Source organism: Pareuzebyella sediminis, assembly GCF_008367235.1.
In the GTDB taxonomy this organism is placed as follows: Bacteria; Bacteroidota; Bacteroidia; order Flavobacteriales; family Flavobacteriaceae; genus Pareuzebyella; species Pareuzebyella sediminis.
In genome coordinates, this window is record NZ_VTZS01000002.1 from 110,730 (window position 1) to 135,708 (window position 24,979).

Genomic DNA, 24,979 nt, shown 5'->3' on the forward strand with positions numbered 1-24,979 from the left:
TGATGAAAATCGAAGGTGCACAAAAAATGAAAAAGTGGATATCCATCCTTGCCATGATGCTATCATTTTGGTTTTTGGAAGCTTCGATTAATATCAGTCTGCCAAGCGTTCAGGATCAAAAGCCAAACGTCCTATTTATCAATGTTGATGATTTAGGATGGCGGGATCTTGGTTACATGGGCGGCGATTTTTTTGAGACCCCGAATATCGATGTACTATCGAAAAAGGGAATGTATTTTACTCGAAGTTATTCCGGTGCGGCAAATTGTGCACCGAGCAGGGCTTGCTTGATGACCGGTCAAAATACTCCACGGCATGGCGTCTATACCGTGAGTCCCTCGGCCCGAGGCCGATCGAGTACCCGTAAATTGATTCCCATAACCAATATAGATTCTTTGTCTTCTCAAGCTTTTACCCTTGCCGAATTGTTCAAAAAGGCGAACTATCGTACAGGCACTTTTGGGAAATGGCATTTGGGCCAAGACCCCACGGATCAAGGTTTTGAGCATAATATTGGTGGAAATCTCCGTGGAAACCCGGGAAAAGACGGATATTTTAGTCCATATAATCTTGCGAACATTAAGAACGGTCCGAAGGGAGAGCTCTTGACGGATCGCTTGACGGATGAGGCCATCACCTTTATGGAAGCGCATAAAGAAACACCGTTTTTCACCTACTTGGCCTATTACGCAGTTCATACTCCCCTTATGGCAAGGCCGGCCCTTATTGAGAAATATCAAAAGAAAGACAATCCTTTGAACATCGATCCAGTATATGCGGCCATGGTGGAAACAGTGGATGATAATATCGGTAAATTAGTGGATTTCTTAGAGGTATCGGGTCTTGAGCGAAATACCCTTGTCGTTTTTACTTCCGACAATGGGGGCATTCGTTCCATTGCGACCCAAGCGCCGTTAAGGGCCGGCAAGGGCTCATATTACGAAGGAGGTATTCGTGTGCCCTGTATCGTGAAATGGCCAGGGGTCGTGAAAGCGGGTACCCGGTATGACCGTCCAATTTCAAACCTTGACTTCTTTCCGACATTTCAAGAAATATTGAATATAAAGCTAGATAAGCCTGTTTTAGACGGGAGAAGCATTTGGGCCGTTCTCAAAGGTGGGGCTTTGAAAGTACGTCCGTTATTTTTTCATTTTCCGATCTACCTTCAAAAGTATAATGCAGCCGAAGACGATGGCCGTGACCCACTTTTTCGCACCCGACCGGGTTCGGTTATTATCTATGGCCAATGGAAATTACACCACTATTACGAGGATGATGGTTATGAGCTCTATAACTTACAAACGGATGTTGGCGAAAGAAACAACTTGGCCGCACTTCGACCGGGGAAAACCAGGGAGCTTAATGATTTATTGAAGAAATGGCTTACGGTGGTACAAGCACCGATACCTGTAGCCCTCAATCCGGAATATGAGGGGGAACGATGACCATACAATTTATAGTTGCGTTGGTTTGTTAGTTTAGAGACCGCCCGAGTTTTCGATTAGGGTGGTCTTATCCAACATTGAAAAATAGAAATTAATGATACTCCAAAATATGAAGCAGCACATGCAAGGGCCTTTGACATTAGCATATAATTGGTTGCCCGAGACGAAGATTTTACTGGTAGGATTCGCATGGATAGCCACGTTTTTCCTCGGTCTTGAGGATGTAAGAAGTCAGTCTGAAGGAAAGTCAAAGCCCAACATCCTATTTATCTTTACCGATGATTTGGGCTATGGCGATATCGGGGTCCTCTATCAGAACGAGCGAAAAAAGAGGGATGACCGATCAAAACCTTGGACGTCTACGCCCCATTTGGATGCCATGGCCCGAGAAGGGGCCATCTTGACCAACCACTATGCGGCGGCCCCGGTGTGTGCTCCCTCGAGGGCATCGCTTCTGAGCGGCTTGAGTCAAGGGCATGCCAATGTGAGGAATAATCAATTCGATAAGGCCATTGCCAATAACCATACCCTGGGCAACGTATTGCAAAAGGCGGGTTATGCTACTTCGGCCATCGGAAAATGGGGGCTTCAGGGAGATAAACGCTGGTCTAGAAACGATGGTGCGTGGATAGGAAGACCGACCCTCCGGGGCTTCGACTATTTTTATGGGTATATGCGTCATGTCGACGGGCATGAACACTATCCGGTAGAGGGACTCTATCGGGGTAAAAAGGAGGTTTGGGAAAACGAAAAAGAGGTTAGCGATGGCCTTGATAAATCGTATACTGGAGACCTCTGGACGGCAGCGGCAAAAAAATGGATAACGAATCAGGTACAGAACGACCCTAAGCCATTTTTTATGTTTTTGGCCTACGACACGCCCCATGCCGTACTCGAACTTCCGACGCAAGCGTACCCAGAAGGAGGTGGCTTAAAAGGAGGAGTGCAATGGAACGGGAAAAAGGGTCACATGATCAATACCGCAAGCGGCGTTCCTGATTCGTATATACATCCAGACTATGCGAATGCTACGTACGATCATGATAGAAATGAAACTACGCCGGAAATACCTTGGCCTGATACTTATAAGCGATATGCGACCTCGGTACGAAGAATTGACGATGCGGTAGGTGATTTGTTGCAATTGCTCAAAGATCTTGACATTGATGAGCAGACCATGGTGGTCTTTAGTTCTGACAATGGTCCTTCAAAAGAATCATATTTGCCCGATCCCTACGTTCCGAACACGCCTGATTTTTTTGATAGTTTTGGCCCTTTTGATGGCATCAAACGCGATGTGCTTGAGGGCGGGGTGAGAGTTCCTCTTTTGATTCGCTGGCCTGAACATATACCGCCCAACAGCAAAGTGAACACCCCTAGTATTTCCTACGACTGGCTTCCTACTTTTGCCGAAGCAGCCGGTTTACCAGCACCTGCAAACAGTGATGGGGTCACGTTGCTTCCTGCATTAACAGGAAAAGGCGTTCAAGAAAAGGGTCTGGTTTATGTGGAGTATTTTCAAAACGGAAAAACACCGGAGTATAAAGAATTTTCTCAAAAAAATCGGGCTAGAAGCCGCAAACAAATGCAGCTGATCCGCACCGGTAATCTTCTCGGATTGAGGTATGATATAACTTCGGCAGATGATGATTTCGAAATTTACGATATTCTTAATGATACGCATCAAATGCGGGATTTGGGCACCCAAAGTGCTATGGATAGCCTACAGCGATGGATGAAAGAAAGAGTACTGCAAGTGCGTAGATCCGATACCTCGGCAGTTCGACCCTATGATGATGAGTTGATTCCTGCTTCCAGGGTCGAGGTGGTTTCAGAAGGTTTGGAATGGAAGACGTATCAAGGAGATTATCCTTGGTTACCGAAGCTAAATGCTTTGGAACCTGTGGAAAAAGGCTTTTTCTCGGCATACGAAAATTTCGCATTTCATACGAAGCCACAAAACCTTTTTCTCATTAGAGGATATCTAAAAGTACCCGAAGACGGGGAATATACTTTTACGTTTCGTACCAACGAAAAGGCATTCTTGCGCCTGCATGATCTCATACTTTTCGATGCCGATTATGGATACAAATCCAATCAAATTTTAAAAAGCCAAGTAAAGTTGAAAAAAGGCCTTCATCCAATTAGACTCATTCTGCAAAACAAAAATCATTTAGAAAAACCTTTTAAGCTTGAGTGGGAAGGGCCCAACCTTACGAAGGGTAGCATTCCAGCTTCTGCCTTTTATCACTGAAAGATAGCAAACCGATTGCCGGCTAAGGCAAATTGTCGCCTATCGGTTTTCAGGGAACCTAAGGTGTTAGGTGCTTTAGCATTTCCGTGGTGGTTCGCTCTAGATCGAATTCTGACTTCCAACCCCAATCTTGATGGGCTTCTGAATCGTCGATACTACTGGGCCAGGAATCAGCAATGGTCTGTCTAAAATCGGGCTCGTAGGTCACTGTAAAATCTGGAATTTCTTTTTGTATACTTTCAGCAATTTGACTGGGGCTAAAACTCATAGCGGCCAGATTGTAGGAAGACCTTACTTTGAGAGTATCCGCCTCTGCATCCATAATCATCAGGGTGGCCCGAATCGCATCGTCCATAAACATCATCGGAAGTTTCGTGTCGGGTTGTAGGAAACAGCTATACTTTTTTTCCGATAGCGCCTTATGGTAAATTTCGACCGCATAGTCGGTTGTTCCGCCCCCGGGCATAGTTTTCCAACTGATCAGCCCCGGATACCTAATACTACGTACATCGACTCCGAATTTGTGATGGTAATAACTGCACCATCTTTCCCCAGACAGTTTGCTTATACCATACACCGTACTCGGTTCCATTATGGTGTTTTGGGGCGTATTTGTTTTTGGCGTGTTCGTACCAAAAACTGCAATGCTGGAGGGCCAGAAAATCTTTTGTATTTTTTTTTCTTTTCCTAAATTCAACACATTGAATAGCGAGGTCATATTCAGGTTCCAAGCCCGTTCGGGAAATTTCTCAGCAGTTGCACTTAGCATGGCTGCCATTAAATACACAGCTTCGATTTCGTAATAGGCCACCACTTCTTCGAGGGCGTCGTAGTCAGTTGCGTCCAGAATTTCGAAAGGACCTGATTCCATCAGACTTTCAGAGCCTTCACGGATATCACTGGCAATCACATGATCATTCCCGTGTGTTTTCCTTAGGGCGAGGGTAAGCTCGGTGCCAATTTGCCCGCAAGCCCCTAAGATTAAAATCGATTTTTGCATTAAAAGTGCGTTAAAGTGTGAGATGGGGTAAAGATAACTGTTTTCAAAATTTGTACATTCGCCCTATGACGAAATGGGTCTTTTTAGGGGTATTCATATTCTTGTGTTTGTCATGCAAAGAGAAGAAAGCTGACATGGGGAGTAATGAGACCGAGAGTCATGAGATACCCTCTGACGATTGGCCCAAGAAAAAAGGCATAGACCCTAAAGCCCAAATGCAATTAAATGATTGGGCGGAATACCAGACGCTGGAAACCAATTTTGATGCTTTGTATACGGTGGCCAATAGAGAAGATCTGAGCTTGGTCATAGAAAATATGATCGAGGCACAAAAAAATTTGGCGAAATCTAAATACCCTGAACCCTTTGACACGCCACGGGTAAAGAGTCGTCAAAAAGTATTTACTACTTATATGTTGAAGGTAAAAGGAGATCTTTATTATAGAATCGACCCGAAAGAATCGATTCTTCAGATGATATCGGCTTATAATGCGTTCCGAAACCAATTCAATATTATTATCAAAAATACGTTGGACACCAAATTGATTTTGGAAGAATGAATCTTAAGTATAAAAGACTAGGGTTCGGAATCGATTTAATTTTCTAGTTTTCCCAAGGCTAGATTTCAAAAGTCCACATAAAATTTAGGTCCTCGGTCAAAGGCTTTAAGCGCTTTGATATCGACGATGCAAATCCGTTTGCCGCCTTGGCTCCCTATTTTTAAGGGATCAGTTTTTTTCCAATCTTTTGATTTCTTTTTGTGGTAGAGCGTAATGGGTTAAAGGTAGAGGTTTGGAAATATAAAATAGAAAAGGCCGGGTTTACCGGCCATCTTTCTGTTTATTTTATGGAAGTCTATTCTTCGTTCTCCGCTGCTGGAGGTGGATTCTTTCTTGCAACCAAGGCTTGTTTGCTCAAACTGGCCAAATTAAAATTAGGATCCAACGCTAAAGCCTCATCGATAATGGCTACGGCAGCATCAATATCCTCTTTGTTCCCGTTGTACTTCGCCAAGCCTTTAAGATGTAAAAATGCCGCTCTAATAGGTACTTCATAGGGTTGTTGTCTTTCATAGAAAGCATATTTCATATCGTCTTTAGCATTGGCAATACCATATTCAATATTTTTCTCGGCCCCTGTATTGTCGCCAGTTTGTATTTTAAGATCGGCAAGTTCGTAGGCCAGATAGGGATTTGGGTTTCTTTTAAAAAGCTCCTCGAACTGTTCGATAGCACGTTTAGGTTGATTAAGCGCTTTTAAGGATACTGCTTTTACTTGAACTGCCATATCGGAATCCGAGTCGTTTTTTTCTATACCGATGGTGTTCAAAGCTTGAAGATGCTGATTGTTGTTCGCATATACATAGGCCAACGTATCTTTTCGTTCCTTTGATGGAGAAATCACATTAAGATGGGTAAGGGCATTTATAACACCGTTTACGTCACCTTGGGCACGCATTTCTTGGTAAAAATCTTCATAATGCTTTTGCAATTCACTTTTGGTTTGCGCATTCAACGAAAAGCCTATGAGCAGAATTAAAATACCGAAAGTTTTTTTCATCTTTAAATGTTTAGTGACTCGATTTTGATTGTTTTGGTGGGCAAAAGTACTAATATTATTGCTATGTATCTGTTAATAAAAGCAGTAATGAAGTTAATAGCCATAAAAAAAAGGTGCAGAAAGACACCTTTTTTTAAATCGGATGGTAGCTACTTGTTTTAGGCAACAAACGTCATGTCCGTTTTCCGATACATCCTTAAAAGCAAGGCATAGAATGCAATACTTTTAGTATCCTTGTCGATACATGATTTTAAAAAATCATGAAGATTTCTAAACCACAAGTTGGCATGTAATGTCGGAATACAGAGATTGATCTTTTGAGGATCATAATCCGTATCATCCATTACAATATCCATTTCGACACGTCTTCGATGATAGTCGATGGAAACATCGGTCGCATTGTAATGCTTTTTTAGGAGTGCTATATGCAACTTTTCCAAATTTTGGGGAACTTTTTGCTTCGGAGTGTTATGGGCAATCAAAGTTTCGATTTCCATCAAAACCCGCCCATGTATACTTGAATTTTCCATGGCAAAGAGTTTTAAATTGAATATAAAATTAGCTTTTAATCGATGAAATACACCTTTTGTTAACAAGAATCGGACAATTTTGTTGTAAAAATGCCCTTAAGTGTGGTCAACGCAAACTAAATCGTTGTAGTAAATCTAAAGCCTTTAACATTTATGAGGTTATGGGCATGTACAATCTTTCCATTTGAGTTCTTATTGGATTCATATTCAGGTGGTTGTAGGCCTCGTAAAAGAGCTTCCGAGGAGTAGTACAATTGTTTGGTCGGATGGTACGGGTATACGCTATTGAATGTTTCAGACCACCAATCGTTAGCCAAAATTTCTGTGATAGTACGAATACAGTCATTAAGATGAACCAAGTTTACGGGCATATTTCCATTGGACAAGTTTTTTCTTTTAGCGAGCATGGTAACGGGGTGTCTTTCCGGACCAATTAAACCACCGAACCTAATAATCGAAGTTTCCCGTTCCTTGTCGTTCTTAAAAATACGCTCTGCCGTTAAAAGTTGCTTCCCTGACTCTGTAGCGGGTTGAGGATCCGTTTTTTCGGTGACCTCCCCTTTAATATTACCATAAACCGAAGTGCTGCTTACAAAAATTACTTTTTCTACCGAGCTGACGCGAACGGCCTTGTGCAACCACTGCATTTTCTTAACAAAGTTTTCATTAGAGCCTCCACGTAACTTGGGGGGGACATTAATTATAATGCAATCTACGCCCCTCAGAAAATCCGTGATATCGCCCTGAACACCGTTTTCAGATATTGAGATTTGATAGGGTATAATGCCTGACATTTTCAATAGGGGTAGTTTGTGTTTTGAAGTGGTGCTACCATGAACCGTTCTCCCCTCATTCAGCAATGTCTTTGCCAAGGGCAGCCCCAACCAGCCACATCCTATTATGGCCACTTTATTAATCAAATCGTACAGTTTTAGTGGTTAGAACGGCATCGTTTAGAACGAATGGCATGGGAATACTGTTTTCTGGGCGTTTCGGAAGGTTTAATGGTGCTTCTCCTATAAGGTTGTTCGATGCCTCATAGAAGGTAAGCTCTAAATAGGTATTTTTAGGAAAAGTGAGCTGTAGTTCCGTATAGTTGTTGTCACTTACAAAGTGCGTCAAGAGCCGAGGCCCTTTTCTATTTTGAAGATAGAAAGAAGATAACGGTATTCCATTAACAAAGGCTTCGGTAATTTCCGTAGTATTAGTAAAAATATCCAAACGATTGATGGGTCTTTGGGGAGTGATACAAACGGTTATTGACCTGTTGTTGCCAATAAGGGTATCTTGCGTTTTTTCTATATTCATCTCGGCAATTTCCTTAACTGGGGCCGGAGCAAGCTTGGTAAAATGGGTTTGGTACTTACTACCCAATGCAAAATATTCGTCTGGATCAGACGCTTTTTGAGGCTCTTTGAAATATTCTTGGTTCCAATCTATTAAAACATGGTCATAGGTGGCCCAATGGGCTTTCTTCTCATCCAAATTTAATATGTACAGTAGACTGCTGGGTTTCCCATTTTCCCGATCGAAACCGGAATGGAAGTGTGCTATTATAATGGTAACGAAAAAAGTTATGAGAAATATATGGCCCCATATTCTTTTATTGCGATAAAATCCGAAAACAGGAAGAAGCAGAAAGAATAACAATGAGGTCAAAACGGTAGAGGCTACAAGCATTTTTAGACCTAGGCCAACGGTAAAACCTTGAATAAAAGGGGTGTAGAGCCAAAGACCGGGAAGTGCTAAAACAATCAGTAACAATGCACTGGGCTCTTTTTGGTTTACTGTGACGAGTAAAGCTGCAAGAAGGGCAAATACAGGTACAATAAAAAAACTGGCTCCCGGCAAAAATATCGCTGCCCCACCACATAAGATCAACCAGATTACCAGGGGCGCAACTAATAGATTAGGGGGTGTAATTTTTTTAAAACGATGATAACTTAAGAAGCCAATGGCTATTGAGAGCGTGACAAAAGCCAATATATAGGTGTATCCATTGTATGTAAAACCATGGAGCATATCGCCATAGCTGGGATATGCCCACTTTAAAACGGGCCATGCATAATATCCAATCAGTCCATTGACAACTATGGTGATCAACATCGGGACAAAGCCCATCAGAATATCTTTGAACCCCAAGGTCTTTCTACGAATGCCTTTGATCAATAGTAAAACGAAAGCGATTACTGCAATCACCAACATGGGCCAGATGTAGTCAAAGGGATAGGAAACCATGCCTATAAACGGCATATTGAAATAGACAAAATCATTAAGACTTTTTAAATCGCCTAGATCGGCATTAGCAAAATAGTGAAGCAGTGGCATGAGATAGCTTCCTTGATGGGCCAAGGTATTTTTATCGAGTCGTTCATAGGAGTCTTGAGCCGTATGGTAGTCGAAATGGTCATCGATGAAGGCGAAATTGAAACCTTCTATATCCCTATGCTCCCTAAAAACGGTCAGATCGGTATCATTGGGCAATAATTTATAGATGCTATAATACAGTGAATTGGCCATAGGATATGCGGGGTTAGCAGCTATGAATCCTTTTACGAGATTTTGATTGCCCCTATTCGTCTCCATAAAGGTATAGCTAGGGCCTCCACTGCCGCGAGCTTCAAAATTTAGTACCAGACCGACGTCTTTTGCCCACGGGTGGTCGTTCACAAAAAGATCGGCACCGTTCAAGCCAAGCTCTTCCGCATCAGAAATCAAAATGATGATATCATTTTTGGGTTTTTGGTTTTCTGACATAAAAGCACGTACACCTTCCAATATAGTAGCTACTCCGCTGCCTGCATCACTAGCGCCTAACGAAGAATGTGGACTGCTGTCATAATGGGAAAGGACAAGAAGCGCTTTTCCGTCTTCTGAGCCCTCAATTCGGGCTAGAACGTTTACTACCTTACTGAAGTTGGCCCAGTCACCGGCGGTATAGCCCACTTGAAGAGTGGCTTCCAAGCCCAATTTTTGAAGCTCCGATACAATGTAGTCCCTTACTTTGCTATGTTCGGGAAAGCCCACCCCATGGGGACTTTTCGATATTTTTTTAACATGATGCAAGGCTTTTTGGGTTGAAAACTCAGTCGTTGAAACCTCTTCTTCGGGATCATAGGTGGGCATCGAAGTCGTATAGGCCAAATAAGCAGCTAAGAGGAGCAATAAAAATGTTATGGGCGAAGGGATATTTTTCATCGATTGAGCTTCTCTTTATAAATGTATGAAATTCCCATCGTATGGCGATTCATGAGTGTGGAGACTTTGATCTTATCGGGAAATAAAAAAGTAAGAAATTTCAACAGTTTTACATAATATTCAGGCAACCAATCAATTATTTTGTTATATTTAATATTTAACCTAAAAACCAAACAATATGGGAATCAAGAGTTTTATGGGGCGAAGGGCGAAGACAGTCGCTAAGAAAGATTATGATGCCCCTATTCTGGTATCGGATTACATGACTTCGAAATTGATAACTTTTTCGCCTCAGCAGTCTATTTTAGAGGTTATGGAAGCCTTTGCAAAATATAAAATATCAGGAGGGCCGGTGATGGACGATAATGGGTTCTTGGTCGGTATTATTTCCGAAGCGGATTGTATGAAACAAATTTCAGAGAGTCGTTATTTCAATCAGCCCATACTCGACAAAAATGTGGAAAACTTTATGACTACGGAAGTGGAGACTATTCCCCATGACATGAGTATCTTTGACGCGGCCGGGGTTTTCGACAAACATAATAGACGACGGCTGCCTGTCATGAAAGATGATATTTTGGTGGGTCAGATCAGTCGAAAAGATATTGTCATCGCTGCATTAAAATTGAGTGGTCAGAACTGGAAATAGTAGAAAGGACTCTTTTTTGGGTCAAAAAGATATATGTCGATGCCCTCTAATAGAGGGCATTTCATTTAGGAAATCTTAAATTGTAGGGCAGTACCTATTCTCTTTTGACAATCATGAAAATATCATTATCAAGTGGAAGATAGCCCAAATCATAAACGAAATAGTAAATCGTTCCTTTTTTGGTGGTGTACAAGTTGGTGATATAGTCAAAATCGAAACCCTTATCGAGCAGACGCGTTCTTGAAGTAGTGGTTTTTCCGTCCTTCAATGGGAAACTGTCTAGAATTCTATAGTTCTTTCGAAGTCGGTTATTGATATTACGTATAAGATTCTTACTGTCTTTATTTACCTTGTTGTGATAGGAATTTCGACAATAGTCAGAGCAGAACTTTTTGTCGGTTCGACCCATTATTTCAGCCCCGCATTCTGCACATTTCTTCTTCAAGTCACTGCCTTTTGTAATTGAACTTCACTTCTTCTTCGCTTCCGTCCTCATGACCTATTAGGCCGTAAATATTGATTTCGTCCGCACTGATTTTTTCAAAGGTAAATCCTTGAAAATAGAGCCGGTTTCCGTCTATTTTAATAAGTTCAAACCGCTGTACCTCGTCTTTTTCCTCCCAGGCCTTGAGAACACCGTCAAAATGTTTGAGTTCGAAAACCAAGGTATTCCTGAGCTCGCGTATATGGCCCAGCTCATAAAAAGCTACTTGTCCGTCGACGACCAGTTTAAAAGAAAACATCATCGACCCACCGAGGGGCGGCCCCCAGATTTCTTCGGTAATTCCACCAAAAGCTTCTCCCCGCCAATGGCCCTCCATCCAAGCAATTTCTGAAATAGTGGCTTCGGGAACATTTTTATTTTCAGGTACTGAGAGCGTATTTTGGGCTTTTAAACCTACTGGTATCAAGGCAATTAGCAAGAAATAATATTTCATAACAGTAATGGCTAGACATTTACAAGATACGAATTATCCATTCACCTAGGAGGCCGCTCTTACCACGATTTGGCAACCATATACTCTATTTATCTGGAATTTTAAGGTTTATCGAGGCGACCGATTTGACTTTTGAAGGGTATCCAAGGCAAGATAAAAGTCTTTCATGGCCCTGATTTTGCGTGGGTCTTCCGCTACGGCGGCCGTCGTAAACATCATTATGCCACTGGATTTTCCGGACAAACCTCCACGCAAAACAGTTAAGAACTCCTCCGGTGATATGGTTTCGGGGTCGTTGTAGGCCTGCACAATGGGCCAAATTTTTGGGGTTTCCTTATCCTTTGTTTCAAGCCGTTCGCTGAGCCACATCGTATTCTCTGCTACCCAGTCTGGTTTTCGCCCCATGCGTTTGTGATACACCATGGGCGAAAAAACATCGACGGTTGTTTTTAATAAATCATAATCCAGCCCTAAAATGCGTTCTCTGGCTCCGTTGAATTCGTCATCTTTCCATGGGCAGTGGTAGAGGCCCACTAGGGCATTTGGCCTAACGCTTTTGACGATTTGCTTAATTTCTTGGGCCCAGGAAAAAACGACTTCCGTTCGCCATTTTCGCCATTTTTCTTCTTCGTTCGTTAATATCCAATTCGCCTTTTCTGCCAAGGTTCCGTGAGGGATTATTACTCCAGAAGCTTTCGTAAATGCGGTCAGGCACGATTCATTGAAACAGGTTTCGGGCAATATCGTTTCAGGTTCCTCGAACTGGGCGTGCCAGTGTACATAATCCATCCAAATACCATCAAGTCGAAATTTGGAGAGAAGTTCTCTAAGCTGTGCCATGCGGTAGTTGCGAAAGTCGCTGTCAGTAGGGCAAACTCCCATAAACCATGAAGCCGCCGGCGCCTTCTCGCCATTTTTCAGGATAGGCCATGCCTCTGGATGCTTTTCAACGTAATTTTTACCATTTAAGGTGGCAAATTCTGCAAAGACCATGATGTTTTCAGATTGGGCTCTTTGCATTAGAGCCTTGTTCAAAGACCCGCTGTGGACAAAAATGGAATTTACCCCTAATTCGGGCAAGGTATACCCTTGTCGCCATAATGCGTTCGGGTTCCCATAGACCCCTCTTATTTGTACTGCTTCTTCTTGGGCAATTACGGTACAGTGGATCGACGATACCAACAGAAGGGAAGAAAATAAAATGATATTTAAAAGGTATTTCGGCATAAAACCTTGGCGATTATTAAAAAAATTAGATAATTACAATATCGAACTTTCTGAGCAGGCCGTCAAGACCGTCTTTCGAGAACTTTGCTTTGGTTATTTTATTTTTAGAAGGGTCAATCGTGAAATTTTGGGCTGTCACAAGATTGGCGTTTTGGAGATTGGTGCGGTCAAAAATAGCGGCGTTTAAATTGCACTTCTCAAACAAGGCTTCATTCAATTCCGTTTCCGTAAAGTCGACTTTTATCAATTTACAGTTAACGAATTTTTGTTTTTTCAATGTCAAACCATAAAAGGAGGAATAGTCGAGAGTACAATCAAAAAAACGGAAATCCATCAAAAAATCGTTACACTCATCGAACCGGAGTCCTACCATTTTACAATGGGAGAAGGCTATTTCCTTAAAGGTTGTATGTTTTAAGTTGGAGTTGCTGAGGTTACAGTCGATGAATTCACATTCCATAAAATTTTGATTGTCCAAAAGGCCGTTCGAAAAATCACATCCCTCAAAAATACAGTTTTCATATTCCCCTCGTGGAAGGCGTTTCTGGGTATATGTTTTTCCCTTGAAGGTTTGATCTGCGATAAAGGAACTCATAGCTTTTTAATTTATTGGTATCATATCTAACGTGCCGTCCATAGTTACAATGAATTCGTTAAATGAGGGAATTTTTCTATTTGAACATAGGGGGAGTGAACCACTCTATTGTAAATAGTCAAGTCTTTTTTTCCAATCGTTAAGGTACTCTTTACGCCATTTGTTAACCGTTTTGGCCCCAGGCTTTCCATTTTCGATGTATTCCGTTTGTGTCCGGTCGGTCCAATATTGTGTTCCATGACCGGTTTTCTGAAAGCGACCTCCCCAACTTTCGGACTCCGGATTCTCCGGATTCCCATGGAGTAAGTATAAAACGGATGGGGTATCTCCCATTTTGATATCCTTTTTCTTTTGAAAAAAAAAGCGCCCTAAATGTCCTTTTTGTTGAATATGCCTTTTCACGAAGGCTTCGTTTCCATAGTCGTCCAACTGATATCCGCCCATGTACATGCCCCTGAAAGTCGAATTGTTCTCTATGAAACATAGGTCAGGGTGTTCTTGATATACGTAGTTTCGCGAGAGGCTGTCTTGTTGGGTATTCCAGGAGCCAATATAGTACGCCCTTATATTCGGTTTAATATGTGGGGCCTTGTGGAGTGCTTGAGCCAGGTCGGTCATAGCGCCCCAAATCAAAATATACAAAGGTCTTTGGTCCCCTTTTTCTGCTTCGGAAATAATCAACTTTGCCCCTTCACTGATTGAGTTATCAGGGCTTGGAGCGGCTTGTGCCTGAATGGCCCCCTGAGCGGTAACGGACCTTAGGTATTCTGGAGAGGGGTAGGAAGGCGACTTTTTCTTGAGTTTAGGATAGTCTTTTTCATACACTGCAATGGTTTCCAAGATATGCTTTTTACGCCCCTTATCGGGAGGAGAAGAAATCAGCCCCACAATGTCAAGGGTGTCGGCATATAAAAATAGATGCACGAGCGACTGGTAATCATCTGGGTCACTACCACCAATATCCGTGGAAACAAGTACGCGTGGTCTAGACGTTCGATCCGTACATGCGATAAAGATAGATGTAATTGTCAAACAGAAGAGCATGGATCGAGCTAAAACGGAAAGGGCTTTTCTGTTCATTTCTACAAGATAATTAAATAATTCTTGACCTTGTAATTCACTAGCGGTGATGCGCTTCTAAATGTTGCTCTAAAAGGCGCTTTCCGTAGTCGTTGCCATTTGGGGTTCTGACCACGGTATGGATGTGGTTTCGGGTAGGTACTTCTTTGTTCGCACCAGGTATTCCTACGGCAATTTGATGATCGAATTCGATTAACAACACCGGACTGTGAATTCGGTAGTAGAATACGGCATTTTCACTCGTATCACCCACCCAGGCGAACGAAGTTTGATTAAGGTATTGCGATACCTCTTCCATTTTTATATCATGGTGCCCCTCACGCATATTGGCAACGTACTGGTCGATGAGATGAAGCAAGGTCTCTTTTTGTCCTTCATTGAATTCGGACACGCTCAAGCCTTGGTAGTTCAGGGTAAGATTATCTTTATTGGCAGCGGCCACGTTATTGTTTTGAACCTTTCTCGTAGCGATGATCGCTTTTTTTCGCTGTGCATCGTCCAATGATCTCATAAGGCCTAGACCGAGGTTTTGTTCATCTTGAAACAGGGTATTGCCCTTATATTTACCGGTAGTCGTTAAAACGGGTTCTGCTCCCATAAAAACAGGCGACATTACAATTTGATCGCCCATCACAAAATAGTTGATAACCAAATGATGGCCATCTAACTGCCAACCCCAGGGCGCTGTGGCAGAAGGTTCGCCCATGATCGTGAAAAAATAGAGATTTTCATCGTAGTCGGCCGAATTGTCGTTGAGTTCACGAAGGGTTTGGTCGGTTTTCATGATGTCTTTACTGAGTTGAAGACCTTTAGCACTTAACGAAGCTTGAAGAAGCTTGAAGGCGGCCTTTTTTTGGGCCGTATCCATCATTTTCAAACTCATTCCCTGTCGCTTATAGATCCCATTGTCTACGTTCGACCATTTACGCCATTCAGGGTCATCGATTGGAAAGAGAATCTTTTGTCTTTGTTCGTTTGATAGGATACCTATAAAAGCCACGGCGCTTTCAACAATGGGCTTGGTAGAAACACCCGTACTGAATATTGGGAACAACCCTTCGGGTTCACCCTCTTCGGTGAAGATACCGTGATAAGGTTGTTCTAGCGCTCGGGCTTCCATTTCCGCGAAGAATTGTGCTACTTTATTTTGGTTATCAATAGCACTTTGTTCACTTTTTTTCGGTTTTTCAGAACAGGCGATACTACAAAGAATGAATACGAGTGAAATCTTTTTTAGCATGGGTCGGTTTTGATGGTATGAAGGTAGGATGAAGATACCAAAAAACGGAGACATCCTTTTCTTTTATTCCGTTGGCTCGCCCGAATCAATTTGTTGGTATCCAAAGCGCTTCTTAAGATATTCGAAGATCAGAATATTGGAATACAACAGGCTGAAGCAATAAAAAAAATCCTCTACAGGGATGGTTCCTAAGCGAATTCCCAAATTTTTTGTGTTGTTATAGAACACGATGGGCTCGTTTGTGAAGCTTCCGGTAAGCCAAGAATTCACTACTAGAAAAGGAATCAATATGAGCAAAAAAGAAAGCATATAGGTTCTGAAAATTGGGGGCCTATAGTATGTCTGTAAGAACATTAAAATTGAAAAAAGGCCAAAACTTACCACCGTATATAACCGATCGAAATGCATTATTGCAATACTTAAGGCTACAACCCCAAATACGACAGGCAAAAATCTGGCTACTGATTTTGGAAGTCCGAACCTTGGAAGGAAATAGACCAATGCATAGTGTATGAAGTTACTTGCATAGGGAATTAAAAGAAAAAAAAGCCATTCTTCTATTGGGAGCGTCGCAATGCGCCATCCAATTAGATAGTCATCGTTGAAACCCCAGACCCCCCAAATGGTAAAGAATACGTCCCAAATGATGAATATCGAACCTACTAACAGCAGTGCGCCGAAATAGGGCTTCCAATATTGTATGAAGTGAATACGCTTGCGTTCAAAACTATAAATAAAGGGTACCGAAAAACTGAGAAGGTCTATAATGAGATAAAGGTAGGGGTTCATTAAATCTTAAAGTATTCTTTGGGAACGAAAAGCATTCCAAAGCATTCGCCTTCTTCTTTCCCCAGATGTTTATGGTGCCTTTTGTGGGCTTTCCGTAATCCGATCAAATAGGGATTCTTGGTTCTTTTGAACCATTTAAACCGCTGATGAATAAGCACGTCGTGCACCATAAAATAGCACAGTCCATAAAGAAAGACTCCTAGGCCTATGAAAAATCGATAATCAATCCCATTTACCGTACCAAAATAGAATAGCAAAATGCTGGGTATAGCGAAGATGACAAAGAAAAAGTCATTTTTTTCAAAGGGGTGTGGATAACCAGGTTGATGATGGTCTTGATGGAAATACCACAAAAAGCCGTGCATCACGTACTTATGGGTCAACCAAGTCACCACCTCCATAATACAAAAAACAAAAACCGTAAGAAGTATGTATGCTATTATGTTCATAAATAAAACTTTAAATCCTGAAGGTCTTGCGAGTATATAGTTTTGAGAACAAGACCATTTTTGCAAAATTGTTCACCCTAACCCTTCCTTGCAGGAGTTTGTCGGGGGAAAGGGCGCATATTTTATGGTAAAGCCCATGGTAATAACGGTAGGCCAGAAGCACGGCATATCTTGAGGTCAAAGGAAGTTTTTTAATGCCCTCCAACGCTACCGAAAAATCCTTGGCTATATCTTCTTCTATATCCCTTTTATCTGCTTCCGTAAAGTTACCAAAATCTACTTTAGGAAAATAGGTACGCCCCAATAAATGATAATCCGCTTCCATATCCCTTAGGAAATTGACCTTTTGAAGGGCAGCCCCCATGTGTTGGGCAGCAGGTTTTAAGGCTTCATATTTTTTGGGATCACCAGCGACAAAAAGAACCAGGCACATGAGGCCGACGACCTCGGCAGAGCCATAGATGTATTTTTTATAGCTCTCGGGTTGGAATGTGCTGACGTCGCCCAAATCCATGTACATGGATTCAAGAAAATCGTCTATAAGGTTTTGCGGGATATCATATTGACGTTGTGTGCGGCAAAAAGCATGTAAAATAGGGTTTGTTGATATTCCAGAATCCAAAGCTTGCCTATAATCTTCGACGAAGTCGTCTAGAAGTTCACGGCGGTCAAAAGTCGTAAAGGTGTCGACAATCTCATCAGCAACGCGTACAAAACCGTAGATATTGTAGACATGTCTCCTGATGACAGGGTCGAGTAGGGTAATAGAACGAGAAAAGGAGGTGCTGTAGCGTCGGGTCACCAATTTGCTCGCCTCATGGCTTACTTCATGATATAGATCTATATAGTTCATACAGCGGCATTAATTATCAGTTCACTTACCAATTTCCCGGAAATCAGGGCCGGCGGAACCCCAGGCCCTGGAACCGTTAACTGGCCAGTGTAAAAAAGATTGCCTAATTTTTTATTTCTCAATGATGGGCGTAAAACCGAGGTTTGCATTAGCGTGTTCGCAAGGCCATAAGCATTACCGCGACAGGCATGGTACCGCTCCTTAAAATGGGTGACGCCGACTGATTTTTTGAAAACAACCTTGTCTTTTAAGTCAACAGCGGTATGTGCCTTGATACGCGAAAAGATCAAATCTAGGTAGTGCTCTCGAACCGCTTCGGTATCTTCTAAATCAACGCCCACCGGAATAAGAAAAAAGGCACTACTCGAATTAAGGGGTGCTAAACTTTCATCGTTTTGCGACGGAAAATTTGCATAGAATAAAGGTTTCTCAGGAAACTGAGGATGATTATATATAGCTCGGGTATGCGCTTCAAAATCCGTGTCAAAAAACAGGTTGTGGTGTTGCAAGCCCTTTACATCGCCTTTTAGGCCAATATAATAAAGTAATGAGGATGGCGCAAATGTTTTCTTTTTCCAATAGGACTGCGAATAATTACGATAAGTATCAGGCAATAGGGTTTCGGTATGTGCATAATCGGCTCCACTGACCACCAAATCAGTTTCTAAGGTTGTGCCATTGACCGCGATGGAAGTGACTTTTGAGTCACTAACGGTTATTTGGGAGACTTCATGATTGCACAAGATTGTAACGCCGAGACCGACTGCGAGTTTTTCCATGGCTAGAACCACTTGGGTCATACCTCCTTTAGGGTACCATGTGCCTAAGCCAAAATCGGCATAGTTCATGAAACTATAGAATGCCGGGGTATCTTGAGGCTTAGCCCCAAGAAAGAGCACGGGAAATTCCAAAATACGTTGTAAATTTTTGTTCAGGGTCACTTGCTTTGCCTCCCGGGCAATAGAAGTGACAAAGAGATGCAACCGACGTATGACGGGCCAACTGATAAGTTCGGTCAGAGACTCTCCGGGGCGATATACCAACCCGCCCATAGCGATTTCATAGTTTTTTTTTGCCTTTTTCATGAATGTCTTGAGGCGTGTGCCACTACCAGGGTCCAGTTTTTCAAAAATAGCGACGATGGCCTCGGGATTATCCGGAATGTCTACAAATTCTGCGCCCTCAAAAAAAACGCGATAAGCTGGGGATAGTTTGACGAGCTCATAAAAATCGGCTACGGTGTGGCCAAAATCTGCAAAAAAACGTTCGAAAACATCAGGCATCCAATACCACGATGGGCCTCTATCAAAGCGAAAACCATCAGCTTCCAAAATGGAGGCCCTACCGCCGATTTGATCGTTTTTTTCTAAAACGGTAACTTGAAATCCGGCCTTGGCTAAGTAGCAAGAAGCGGCAAGAGATGAGAAACCGGAACCAATAATCACCACTTTTTTCATTAAACGTGCTCTGATAGAACGAATATATCCTAAATTTGATTAAAAAGAAAAAAATATTCCTAAAAGACGAGGCTTATGGACTACGCTTTTATTGTCGAAATGCTTGAAGAAATGAACAGCTATCAAGAGAGTGGTTCAAGTACGGCAAGCGTGGAGGGTTTCCGGCACTGGTTGAACCAAAAAGCATATGAACGTGAGAGCCCGACCGTTTTGGCCAGTAAAAATAATCTAGAAGCCAATACACTCGACAATGAACTCTGTAAACAAGTGTTGCTTCTTGGCCGGTATGCTAAAATAGTTTTACGTAAAGGTCTTCAAGAATACCCAGAACTTATAAATGAAGACTTTACCTATCTCTACAGATTGATCGATTATCCCTACCTGACCAAAATACAATTGATTGAAAAAAACGCCCATGAGAAACAGGCCGGTCTGGAAATTATCAAGCGGTTGGTAAAACGAGGACTTTTTGTAGAGTCGCCGGATCCGAACGATGGACGAAGTAAGCGGATTTCGGTAAGTCAACGCGGTCGTAATCTGTTCTTAAAATCTATGAAAGACGTAACCCTCACCTCAAAAGTACTTACCGGTCAATTACCTGTTTCTGATAAAGAAACACTTTTGCATTTACTTAAGGAACTTAACCTTTTTCACGAAATGCTCTATTATAATTTTAGGGAAGATGATATAGAGGTGTTGGCAAGTTTGAATGGAAGGGATAACTAGAACTTCAACAAATACGCCTTTTTAAATGGGCGTATAATGAAAATTAATAATCCGGAATACGTACTAAGATAATACTTTAAATAACTGTTTTTCAATATAATAAGTGTTTTCAAACGTTTACAAACGAAAGTAATTATTTTATAACCGACTACCGTTTGCGCATCGTTCTAAGTTTGCTGTGTCGAATCAAGGAGGTTCGATGGCATTAACTGTTTAACGTAAAATTATTTATTATGAACGCACTTAAAAACAAAGTACAGTTGATTGGAAACTTGGGTCAAGACCCTGAGATCGTAAACTTGGAAAATGGCAGCAAGCTGGCAAAGTTTTCTTTGGCCACCACAGACAGCTATAAAAATGCAAAAGGGGAAAAGGTCGACGATACCCAATGGCACAATGTTGTGGCGTGGGGGAAAACCGCTGAAATCGTAGAGAACTATCTCGTTAAGGGAAAACAAGTGGCAGTAGAAGGGAAATTGATACACCGAAGCTATGAGACCAAGGAAGGTGAAAAGCGCTATATCACCGAGGTAAAATGCAATGAACTTCTTATGCTTGGAAAATAAAATTGTAAGGGTTCACGTGGGACAATTTGCCGGGTAGGTGTACAACGTAAATTGTCCCACTAAACCTTTAGAAAGGTGATTGTTGCAACATTAGGTTGACCTGGCCAATCACCAAAGTCTTCGTCTTAACTTCTTGAGGTACGATTCTACACGATCCCTATCCGGAACGGTCGTGATCTCTTTCTTTTCCGCTTCCAAAAATGCCCGGTATGCCAACGTATCGTAACCCTTCATATAATTATACCTGCCTACCAAATAATGGCTTTCCCAAAAATCTGGATTTAATGCGACAAACTCGGAAAGCAACTGTTGTTCAATGTGCCCTTCTTGTGCAATGGCCGTCATAATTTTTTCACGTAAAGCTCGATATTGCTCATAATTTTGGTAGGAAATAGTTTTTAAAAATGGGTCTTCGGCTATGCTCAATTCGGTATTGGATATCGTTTCCGTACCCGTAAACCTGTTGGCTTTTTGAAACACTTCCTTAAGGTCGTACGCAACGAACTCACCTAATTGATATGGATTGCTAGACACCCAGACCAGTAGGTCTTCTGGCTGAAAGACGATACCATGATGTGCCAATAATTGGTTCAGTGCTTTCTCGTTGCCATAGCCGATGGGTTTTTCATCCAAACCCTTTTTATCCCGAAGAATATTAACGGCAATTTTAGGGGTGATTTTTGGGTTTTCATCCAAAAGTTCGGCCATACGGTCGAATCGATATTTCGAATGACTTTCCATAATCTGTTTTTGGTTTCTAGTATCATCGGCATAGGCCGCACTTTGAAAGTGGTTGGAACAGACGAGTTGATTTGTGTTCTCTACCTCATAGACCCCAAAATTCTCTGGAGAAACTTCTATGAGCGCTGCTTTCTTATCCTTGGCACTACCTACAAAAATGGATTCCGAAACGAAAACCTCTCTTTTTTTGGCAATGGCGATCGCTTCATCGATGGTCGATGCATATTGTAAAATTTCACGGGTTACAAGTGATATAGGGGTTTTGGCGACCAAGGGAAATTTTGATTTTCCGGCATTTATGGTTACGGTCAGTCCCTGATCGTTCATGCCCGATACTACACCGATCATTCCTCCCCAAGTGACGGACATAAATTTATGCCCCTTATCAGGAGCTACGAAGGCGATAATTTTGTGCTTTGCAAACTCATCGCCGGCATAAAAATCAAAATTTCGGGCGATGATGAGCTTACCATTTTCAGAGTGGTCGCCCCAAGCTGCAAAAGAAGAACAGCCCACCAAGGCTAAATCCTGAAGGGCATGGCCAATGTCGTGTGCCCCATGAAAATAGAGCACCCTTGGATAAGGGGCGGCAATAAAGTCTAGGTCGGCAGAGGCATATCGCGAAATACCATAAATCTCTGCTTTGTATTGCTCGTCGATGTTGAGGTACATCTTCCTGTTGAACCAGGCCAAAAATTTTCGCAAGAGTTTTTGTTTGGCTTTCGAAGGCACCAAATCATCTATTTTATCTACGAAAATATGTTCTTGCCTTTGAAACAGTTCTCTGGTCAGGCTCCCGGTTTTCAGGCCGAGTTCATAGGGGTCTCCGTTTACGTAAAGTTCCCAAAGCCCTTCTTTATTTTGGATCAAAAAATTGTTTCCCAGTATATACGATGAATCAGAAACCTTTGTACGTGGTTCAATCTGTGAACCGTAGTCACTGGTATCGGGTATGTCGCGCAGCGATTTCGAAACTCCACAGGAGCAGAGGAGTGCCATTACTAAGAGACTCAAGACTTTCGATGTAAGAAAATGACCCTTGGCTTTGACATACCATAAAGAATATGCAATAAAAGACCTAATAGGCCAGCACCTAGTGGCTTGCTTTCGTCTCATGGGCTTTAAAGTACTTTTTTCCGTTATGAGGAATGCTTTTTTAAATCTAAATTCCGTTCGGTACGCCGTATGGCCAACTTGTCTTTATAGTCAAGCCATTTTTGGCCACGGTATTTGCGGCTGATATTATCGATATGTCGCATTATAAAAACATTGTAGAGCATATGGGCAAACCGTGCCGGATGTCGGGGCAAAGCACGTAAAGTCATTGAAAAGCCTCCGTTAAGATAGCGGATGGAATGCCAGTAACCACTGGGCATGTATAGGGCATCACCGTGTTGCATTTCCGCTCGAATACCCTCGGCATACTGCAGGGCGGGATATTTCTTGAAATCGGGATCGTCCATATCGATATCCTCTACATTGTGAATGGAAAATGGTACGCGATATAGGTATTTGGTCTGTTCCGGTGAAAATAGGGTGACCGACTTATCACCGTCAAAATGAAAATGCATGCTATCGGGCAAATCGATATCGTAATGCATGAAAACTTTTGATTTTCCTCCCCCAAAGAATAGGGCGGGCAGTTTCTTGAAGAATTTTAATCCGATGTCGGGATATTCAAAATCTTCAAGGAGTTCTGGCATTTTATGGAGAATATTGTAAAAGAAAATTCGCAAATCGGTAGGTTGGGTCTTTAAAATCTCTATGTAGTCATAGAGTTTCATTTCCTTTACCGGAGCATACACACTTTCTTTATCCTTTGCGGGCTCGTTGTCGTATAATGGAACGATTTGATCACCGGCCTTTTGTTGTATATAATCGAGTTTCCATTTTTTATAGGCAGGCCAATTTTTGGTCAGTCCCGTAATCAATACCGGCTTTTGTGGTTTATAGTATTTTTTAATGAAATCTGCTTTTGAAATGTTGTCGACCCGATCTACCGGGGTCGTCCTAAATTGTCCCATGATGGCGTTATATTATAATTAACTATCGGGTGTATGATCGGTCAAGTTGAAAATGATTACGGATGTAAGGAAAACAACTTTTATCAAACCCAAATATATTTTCGTTATGCCGATTTATTGTTTTTTTCGCCTTTCAGTATCTTGTTCAGTAGATACTCGCCGCCCAAAATTTCAGAACAAGTTACAATGCTGCTAATCGTTACTCCTAAAATACCATGCATATTGAGGCTTTGGCCCGTAAAGAAAAGGTTCTTTATCTTGGTTCGCGGAGATATAAATGACTTTAACGGATTGTTGACGTCTTTTACATATCCATACATGGCACCTTTATTACAATTGATATAGTCGCGATACGATAAAGGGGTGGAGGTGTGCACCGATTGTATGCACGCACGGATATTCGGGAATTTTTTTTCTAGCTCATTTAAAAAGGTCTCTGTTTTGGCCCGTTTGAACTCCTCATACGTCTCGCCCCGGTTATTTTTGTGGGTCACCGTATTGAACGTTCCCGCCCAGGGTTCCACCTCTTCATAGCGCATATACGTTATGGCGGTCATCTGGTCGCCCCATTCGCCTTGGTCTTTGCGAGCCCCCATTGATACCATATAACTTTCTGGCCAAGTTTTTTGCGTGTATTCGTGACCGTTCCAAACGGCTTTGTAATTTTTAAAATGATAATAATTACGGTTGAGGTACTTGAATGTCTTTGGTTTGAGCACAAAATGAATGCTAAAGGCAGAAATAGTACTTTCAATGTCTTCAATACGGTTCACATACGATTTTCTTAAGTGCTCGGTACCTAACAATTTCAGTGTCACTTTCGGCTCGATATTCGAAATAAAGAGATCGCCTTTCACGATAGCGCCCGTACTGGTCTCTACCGAAACGACGGTCTTGTTGTCTACTTCAAAGCCCGTAACCTCTTGATGTTTATACGCCTCTCCGCCACTTTCCTTCAATTTTCGGAGGAGCATTTTGGTGATTTGGCTTCCTCCATCCGCGCAACGATAGGCACTCTGTATGTATGAATTAACCGAAAGGGCATGCACATAAAAAGGTGTTCTATCTGCTTCCCCTGCATACAGAAGATTGGAGCCCGCAAGCACGGCACGCAATTTTTCATTCGATGTAAAGGAATCTATTAAGGCCTTTGCCGGAAGCTTGAATAATTCGGTATCGTTATGATATGGTTTTCCTAACTGAAGATTATAGAGTGGGAATCTGGCACATGTCTCCTTAATCTTATCGCAATAAGCCTTAATGGCTAGCCTTTCTTCAGGAAATTTTTTCGATAAGGTTTCATGAAAATTATCATATCCCTGGGCATGTGGATATTCGTCGCTATCGTTATCGAAAGTAATGATATCGAAACCGTTCTCATCGAGTTTTTTCAAGTGTAGTCCATCTAGAATATCTAGATAATCAAAGTACCGGTATAAATTTTGACCTTCATTGAGTCCACCTAGGTAATGTACGCCGGTGTCGAAAATAGTGCGTTCTCGTACGAAAGTTTGTAGGTTGCCCCCATATTGGTTGTTTTTTTCAAGCACGCATACACTTTTACCTTCACGGGCCAAAATAATGGCAGCCACCAAACCTCCCATGCCGCTTCCGATAACAACTACATCGTATTTCTCTTTCATAAGGGCAACATTATA

General features: G+C 42.0%; 24 protein-coding genes. 6 read left to right on the forward strand and 18 right to left on the reverse strand.

Annotation, left to right across the window (positions count from 1 at the left end):
* Positions 1-26 precede the first annotated feature (26 nt).
* Together F2B13_RS07090 and F2B13_RS07095 are read left to right on the forward strand one after the other, a co-directional pair.
* Positions 27-1,445: a sulfatase gene (locus F2B13_RS07090; RefSeq protein WP_149303844.1), complete on the forward strand. Its 1,419-nt coding sequence runs from the start codon at positions 27-29 to the stop codon at positions 1,443-1,445.
* Between the two features lie 94 nt (positions 1,446-1,539).
* A complete protein-coding gene (locus F2B13_RS07095; protein WP_198440093.1) occupies positions 1,540-3,699 on the forward strand; it encodes a sulfatase-like hydrolase/transferase in 2,160 nt (719 codons plus the stop codon).
* 58 nt (positions 3,700-3,757) lie between these two features.
* Here the strand turns inward: F2B13_RS07095 and F2B13_RS07100 are convergent, their stop codons facing one another.
* Positions 3,758-4,699 (reverse strand): NAD-dependent epimerase/dehydratase family protein, encoded by a 942-nt coding sequence (locus tag F2B13_RS07100; protein WP_149303846.1) that lies wholly within the window; start codon positions 4,697-4,699, stop codon positions 3,758-3,760.
* A gap of 107 nt (positions 4,700-4,806) precedes the next feature.
* Between F2B13_RS07100 and F2B13_RS07105 the strand changes: the two genes are divergently transcribed.
* Complete coding sequence (locus F2B13_RS07105) at positions 4,807-5,259, forward strand: hypothetical protein (RefSeq protein ID WP_149303848.1); 453 nt, start codon at positions 4,807-4,809, stop codon at positions 5,257-5,259.
* Positions 5,260-5,554: 295 nt separating this feature from the next.
* Here F2B13_RS07105 and F2B13_RS07110 read toward each other — a convergent pair whose 3' ends face one another.
* From F2B13_RS07110 to F2B13_RS07125, 4 genes are all read right to left on the reverse strand, one after another.
* Positions 5,555-6,259 carry a tetratricopeptide repeat protein gene (locus tag F2B13_RS07110; protein ID WP_149274397.1) on the reverse strand — a complete coding sequence of 235 codons (705 nt, stop codon included), beginning with the start codon at positions 6,257-6,259 and terminating at the stop codon, positions 5,555-5,557.
* 158 nt (positions 6,260-6,417) lie between these two features.
* Positions 6,418-6,789, reverse strand: coding sequence for a hypothetical protein (locus tag F2B13_RS07115; RefSeq protein WP_149303850.1), 372 nt, complete (start codon positions 6,787-6,789; stop codon positions 6,418-6,420).
* A 116-nt stretch (positions 6,790-6,905) separates the two neighbouring features.
* Positions 6,906-7,709, reverse strand: a complete 804-nt coding sequence (locus F2B13_RS07120) for an NAD-dependent epimerase/dehydratase family protein (protein WP_149274399.1) — start codon at positions 7,707-7,709, stop codon at positions 6,906-6,908.
* Entirely contained in the window at positions 7,702-9,987 is a 2,286-nt protein-coding gene (locus tag F2B13_RS07125; protein WP_149303852.1) for a M28 family peptidase, read from the reverse strand. The genes F2B13_RS07120 and F2B13_RS07125 overlap by 8 nt, the downstream gene beginning before the upstream one ends.
* A 178-nt stretch (positions 9,988-10,165) precedes the next feature.
* On the opposite strand from F2B13_RS07125, the gene F2B13_RS07130 reads away from it, so the two are divergent.
* Positions 10,166-10,636: a CBS domain-containing protein gene (locus tag F2B13_RS07130; RefSeq protein ID WP_149274401.1), complete on the forward strand. Its 471-nt coding sequence runs from the start codon at positions 10,166-10,168 to the stop codon at positions 10,634-10,636.
* A gap of 94 nt (positions 10,637-10,730) precedes the next feature.
* On the opposite strand, the gene F2B13_RS07135 is transcribed toward F2B13_RS07130, so the two are convergent.
* The 10 genes from F2B13_RS07135 to F2B13_RS07180 all read right to left on the reverse strand — a co-directional run bounded on the left by F2B13_RS07135 (position 10,731) and on the right by F2B13_RS07180 (position 19,264).
* Entirely contained in the window at positions 10,731-11,081 is a 351-nt protein-coding gene (locus tag F2B13_RS07135; RefSeq protein WP_149274402.1) for a hypothetical protein, read from the reverse strand.
* A 1-nt stretch (position 11,082) separates the two neighbouring features.
* On the reverse strand, positions 11,083-11,574 hold the full coding sequence (locus F2B13_RS07140; RefSeq protein WP_149303854.1) for a DUF6265 family protein: 492 nt from the start codon (positions 11,572-11,574) through the stop codon (positions 11,083-11,085).
* A gap of 108 nt (positions 11,575-11,682) precedes the next feature.
* Positions 11,683-12,801 (reverse strand): glycoside hydrolase family 10 protein, encoded by a 1,119-nt coding sequence (locus F2B13_RS07145; protein ID WP_149303856.1) that lies wholly within the window; start codon positions 12,799-12,801, stop codon positions 11,683-11,685.
* 25 nt (positions 12,802-12,826) lie between these two features.
* The gene (locus tag F2B13_RS07150; RefSeq protein WP_149303858.1) at positions 12,827-13,396 is read right to left on the reverse strand and encodes a pentapeptide repeat-containing protein; all 570 of its coding nucleotides are present in this window, start codon (positions 13,394-13,396) and stop codon (positions 12,827-12,829) included.
* Positions 13,397-13,501: 105 nt separating this feature from the next.
* Complete coding sequence (locus F2B13_RS07155) at positions 13,502-14,476, reverse strand: DUF1593 domain-containing protein (RefSeq protein ID WP_198440094.1); 975 nt, start codon at positions 14,474-14,476, stop codon at positions 13,502-13,504.
* Between the two features lie 40 nt (positions 14,477-14,516).
* Positions 14,517-15,716 carry a DUF3500 domain-containing protein gene (locus tag F2B13_RS07160; RefSeq protein ID WP_149303860.1) on the reverse strand — a complete coding sequence of 400 codons (1,200 nt, stop codon included), beginning with the start codon at positions 15,714-15,716 and terminating at the stop codon, positions 14,517-14,519.
* 63 nt (positions 15,717-15,779) lie between these two features.
* Positions 15,780-16,505, reverse strand: a complete 726-nt coding sequence (locus F2B13_RS07165; protein ID WP_149303862.1) for a lycopene cyclase domain-containing protein — start codon at positions 16,503-16,505, stop codon at positions 15,780-15,782.
* A complete protein-coding gene (locus tag F2B13_RS07170) occupies positions 16,505-16,954 on the reverse strand; it encodes a sterol desaturase family protein (protein WP_198439714.1) in 450 nt (149 codons plus the stop codon). Before F2B13_RS07170 ends, F2B13_RS07165 begins: the two co-directional genes overlap by 1 nt.
* A 10-nt stretch (positions 16,955-16,964) precedes the next feature.
* Positions 16,965-17,807, reverse strand: a complete 843-nt coding sequence (locus F2B13_RS07175; RefSeq protein ID WP_149274408.1) for a phytoene/squalene synthase family protein — start codon at positions 17,805-17,807, stop codon at positions 16,965-16,967.
* On the reverse strand, positions 17,804-19,264 hold the full coding sequence (locus F2B13_RS07180) for a phytoene desaturase family protein (protein ID WP_149303864.1): 1,461 nt from the start codon (positions 19,262-19,264) through the stop codon (positions 17,804-17,806). The genes F2B13_RS07175 and F2B13_RS07180 overlap by 4 nt, the downstream gene beginning before the upstream one ends.
* 75 nt (positions 19,265-19,339) lie before the next feature.
* On the opposite strand from F2B13_RS07180, the gene F2B13_RS07185 reads away from it, so the two are divergent.
* Complete coding sequence (locus F2B13_RS07185) at positions 19,340-19,990, forward strand: MarR family transcriptional regulator (RefSeq protein ID WP_149274410.1); 651 nt, start codon at positions 19,340-19,342, stop codon at positions 19,988-19,990.
* 233 nt (positions 19,991-20,223) lie between these two features.
* Positions 20,224-20,556: a single-stranded DNA-binding protein gene (locus tag F2B13_RS07190; protein WP_149303866.1), complete on the forward strand. Its 333-nt coding sequence runs from the start codon at positions 20,224-20,226 to the stop codon at positions 20,554-20,556.
* 108 nt (positions 20,557-20,664) lie between these two features.
* Here F2B13_RS07190 and F2B13_RS07195 read toward each other — a convergent pair whose 3' ends face one another.
* The 3 genes from F2B13_RS07195 to F2B13_RS07205 all read right to left on the reverse strand — a co-directional run bounded on the left by F2B13_RS07195 (position 20,665) and on the right by F2B13_RS07205 (position 24,964).
* Positions 20,665-22,311: a C45 family peptidase gene (locus tag F2B13_RS07195; protein WP_317132003.1), complete on the reverse strand. Its 1,647-nt coding sequence runs from the start codon at positions 22,309-22,311 to the stop codon at positions 20,665-20,667.
* A gap of 125 nt (positions 22,312-22,436) precedes the next feature.
* A complete protein-coding gene (locus F2B13_RS07200; RefSeq protein WP_149303870.1) occupies positions 22,437-23,321 on the reverse strand; it encodes a cupin-like domain-containing protein in 885 nt (294 codons plus the stop codon).
* 104 nt (positions 23,322-23,425) lie between these two features.
* Positions 23,426-24,964 (reverse strand): phytoene desaturase family protein, encoded by a 1,539-nt coding sequence (locus F2B13_RS07205; protein ID WP_149303872.1) that lies wholly within the window; start codon positions 24,962-24,964, stop codon positions 23,426-23,428.
* Positions 24,965-24,979: the final 15 nt, after the last annotated feature.